Raw genomic sequence first — 2838 nt, 5'->3', positions numbered from 1 at the left:
CGTTGAAGATCGCCGGCGAGCTGACCTGGCCGCTGGTGGACCTGCGCGTGGACTGGACCGAGCACGATCCCATCGCCGAGCTGGACAACCTCTGGCAGGCCTACCGCCCGCAGATGCAGGACTATGTGACCCGCGCCCTGAACCCGACCGCCGCGCCGAGCTACGGAGTGCCGGGCGATGAATGAGGTTTCCAGCCGTGCGCTGTTGGAGCGGTTGGTCGGGTTCGCCACGGTCAGTCGCGATTCCAACCTCGAGCTGATCGCCTTCATCCGCGACTACTTGGCCGGGCTTGGTGTCGCTAGCGAGCTGTTCCACAACGAAGAGGGCACCAAGGCCAATCTGTTCGCCACCATCGGCCCCGACGACCGTGGCGGCGTGGTGCTCTCCGGGCATACCGATGTGGTGCCGGTGGAGGGCCAGGCCTGGAGCGTCGAACCGTTCCGGCTGACTGAGCGCGAAGGGCGCCTGTACGGTCGCGGCACGGCCGACATGAAGGGCTTCATCGCCTCGGTGCTGGCGACGGTGCCGGCGTTGCTCGCTCAGCCGCTGAAGCTGCCGGTGCACCTGGCGTTTTCCTATGACGAAGAAGTCGGCTGCCTGGGCGTGCGCTCGATGCTCGCCGCCCTGGCGCAGCGCCCGCACAAGCCGCGGCTGTGCCTGATCGGTGAGCCCACCGAACTCAAGCCGGTGCTAGGCCACAAGAGCAAGCTGGCCATGCGTTGCCAGGTACATGGCGCCGCTTGCCACTCGGCCTATGCCCCCTACGGCGTCAACGCCATCGAGTACGCGGCGCGGCTGATCGGCAAGCTGGGCGAGATCGGTGACGACCTGGCCCGTCCCGAGTACCACGACGAGCGCTTCGACCCGCCGTTCTCCACAGTACAGACCGGTGTGATCAAGGGCGGTCGTGCCCTGAACATTGTCCCCGCCGAATGCGAGTTCGATTTCGAGGTGCGTGCCTTGCCCGGCTTCGAGGCGCAGGTCGTGGCCGATCGGCTGCAGGCCTACGCCGAGACACAGTTGCTGCCGCGCATGCGCGCGGTGAACGGAGCGAGCGATATCCGCCTGCGACCGTTGAGTGCCTACCCTGGCCTGGCCACGCCTGCCGACAGCGAGGCAGCGCGCCTGGTGGCCTTGATCAGCGGTTCGAGCGACTTTGGCACGGTGGCCTTCGGCACCGAGGGCGGCTTGTTCGACCAGGCCGGCATCCCCACCGTGGTGTGCGGGCCGGGGAGCATGGAGCAGGGGCACAAGCCCGACGAGTTTGTCAGTGTCGAGCAGCTACAGGGATGCGATGCCATGTTGCGTCGGCTGGTGGAGCATCTGCGACAGGATTGACAGCGCATGCCCATCCGCTCCCACCCAAGGGGCAGGCGCGGGCGTCGTTGGCGGCTTATGCCGGCACCATCGCAAAGCCTACGCCGAAACGGTTCCAGGCATTGATGGTGGCGATGGCCAGGGTCAGGTTGGCGACCTCCTTGGCGCTGAAGTGCTCCAGCAGCGCCTGGTACTCGTCCTGCGGCGCGCCACGCTCGGCCAGGCGGGTCAGGCTCTCGACCCAGGCCAGGGCGGCCCGCTCGCGCTCGCTGAAGTAGCGTGTCTCGCGCCAGACGCTCAGGGTCTGCAGGCGCGCCTCGGTTTCGCCGGCCTTGCGCGCATCGTTGGCGTGCATGTTGACGCAATAGGCGCAGCCATTGATCTGCGAGGCGCGCAGGCGGATCAGCTCGAGCAGCGAGTGCTCCAGGCCCGAGGCGACCAGCGCCTGTTCGAGGCCGATCATGGCCTTGTAGGCTTCCGGCGAGTGTTTGGCCCATTCGATACGGTCGTGCATGGTGAGACTCCAGGTCGGCAAGAGGTAAGTGGCACTACCTTAGCGCCAGGCCGCGCCGCGCCGAATAGCCAATCCCGCGCTTTGCCAGGAGGCCAATCGGTCATTCGGATGAGCACTGACAGGCATCCAATCTCTTCATTTCTGCCAGGGCGGTCGAGTCGGGATAATGGGCGGGTCAACACCTGAGAACCGTTTCATGTCCGCAGATCGATTCATGCGCGAGGCCCTTGAGCTTGCCCGCGCCAATATCCAGGCCGGTGGCCGCCCCTTCGGCGCCGTGCTGGTCCATCAGGGGCAGGTGATCGCCCGTGCCGTCAACGAGATCCACAGTACCCAGGACCCGACCAGCCACGCCGAGATGCAGGCCATCCGCCAGGCCGCCCAGGTGCTCGGCCGGGCGCGCCTGGACGGCGCCGAGATCTACGCCAGCGGCCATCCGTGCCCGATGTGCCTGGCCGCCATGCACCTGTGCGGCATCGAGCGCGCCTGGTTCGCCTATGACAACGACGAGGGCGAGCCCTATGGGTTGTCCACCGCCGCGGTGTATGCGCAGATGGCCCGCCCGCCTCGGCAGCAGAGCCTGCCCCTGCGCCCGCTGAAACCGGCGGGTGAAAGCGGCCTGTACCGTGAATGGCAGCAGGTCGGCGAAGCATGAGAGGCACGTTGAACCTGTTGCTGGTAGTGCTGCTGGCGTTGAACCTACGGCCGATCCTCACCAGCATCGGCCCGCTGCTCGAACCGATGCGCCATAGCACTGGCCTGGGCTACCAGCAGGCGGCGCTGCTGACCGCGTTGCCGGTGCTGTGCATGGGCCTGGTGCCGCTCCTGCAACCCTGGCTGCGGCGCTGGTTGAGCGAGCATGGCGGCATGCTGGCGGGGCTGGCGGCCATCGCCCTGGCATGTCTGTGGCGCCTGCAACTGGACAGCGCCTGGGCGCTGATCGCAAGCGCGGTGGTCGCCGGGCTGGGCGTCGCCGTGGTGCAGGGCATGATGCCAGGCTTGGTCAA

At 67.2% G+C, this 2838-nt stretch carries 3 protein-coding genes and 2 pseudogenes; 4 read left to right on the top strand and 1 reads right to left on the bottom strand.

Annotated features, from left to right (window positions below; translation table 11 throughout):
* Nucleotides 1–185 (top strand): annotated as a pseudogene (locus CC207_RS27545) (DUF1028 domain-containing protein); the annotation flags it as partial.
* Nucleotides 178–1338 carry an acetylornithine deacetylase gene (gene argE / locus CC207_RS11305; RefSeq protein ID WP_088852105.1) on the top strand — a complete coding sequence of 387 codons (1161 nt, stop codon included), beginning with the start codon at nt 178–180 and terminating at the stop codon, nt 1336–1338. The pseudogene CC207_RS27545 and the gene argE, both read left to right, overlap by 8 nt.
* Before the next feature lie 55 nt (nt 1339–1393).
* Here the strand turns inward: argE and CC207_RS11300 are convergent, their stop codons facing one another.
* Nucleotides 1394–1831 (bottom strand): carboxymuconolactone decarboxylase family protein, encoded by a 438-nt coding sequence (locus CC207_RS11300; RefSeq protein WP_062364339.1) that lies wholly within the window; start codon nt 1829–1831, stop codon nt 1394–1396.
* A gap of 196 nt (nt 1832–2027) precedes the next feature.
* Between CC207_RS11300 and CC207_RS11295 the strand changes: the two genes are divergently transcribed.
* Nucleotides 2028–2486, top strand: coding sequence for a nucleoside deaminase (locus CC207_RS11295; RefSeq protein WP_028689362.1), 459 nt, complete (start codon nt 2028–2030; stop codon nt 2484–2486).
* Nucleotides 2483–2838, top strand: a pseudogene (locus tag CC207_RS27540) (MFS transporter); the annotation flags it as partial. The gene CC207_RS11295 and the pseudogene CC207_RS27540, both read left to right, overlap by 4 nt.

The organism is Pseudomonas sp. DrBHI1 (assembly GCF_002205115.1).
Taxonomy (GTDB): domain Bacteria; phylum Pseudomonadota; class Gammaproteobacteria; order Pseudomonadales; family Pseudomonadaceae; genus Aquipseudomonas; species Aquipseudomonas mosselii.
The sequence above is the reverse complement of the archived record's forward strand: the minus strand, read 5'-3'. Positions and strand labels throughout refer to the sequence as shown.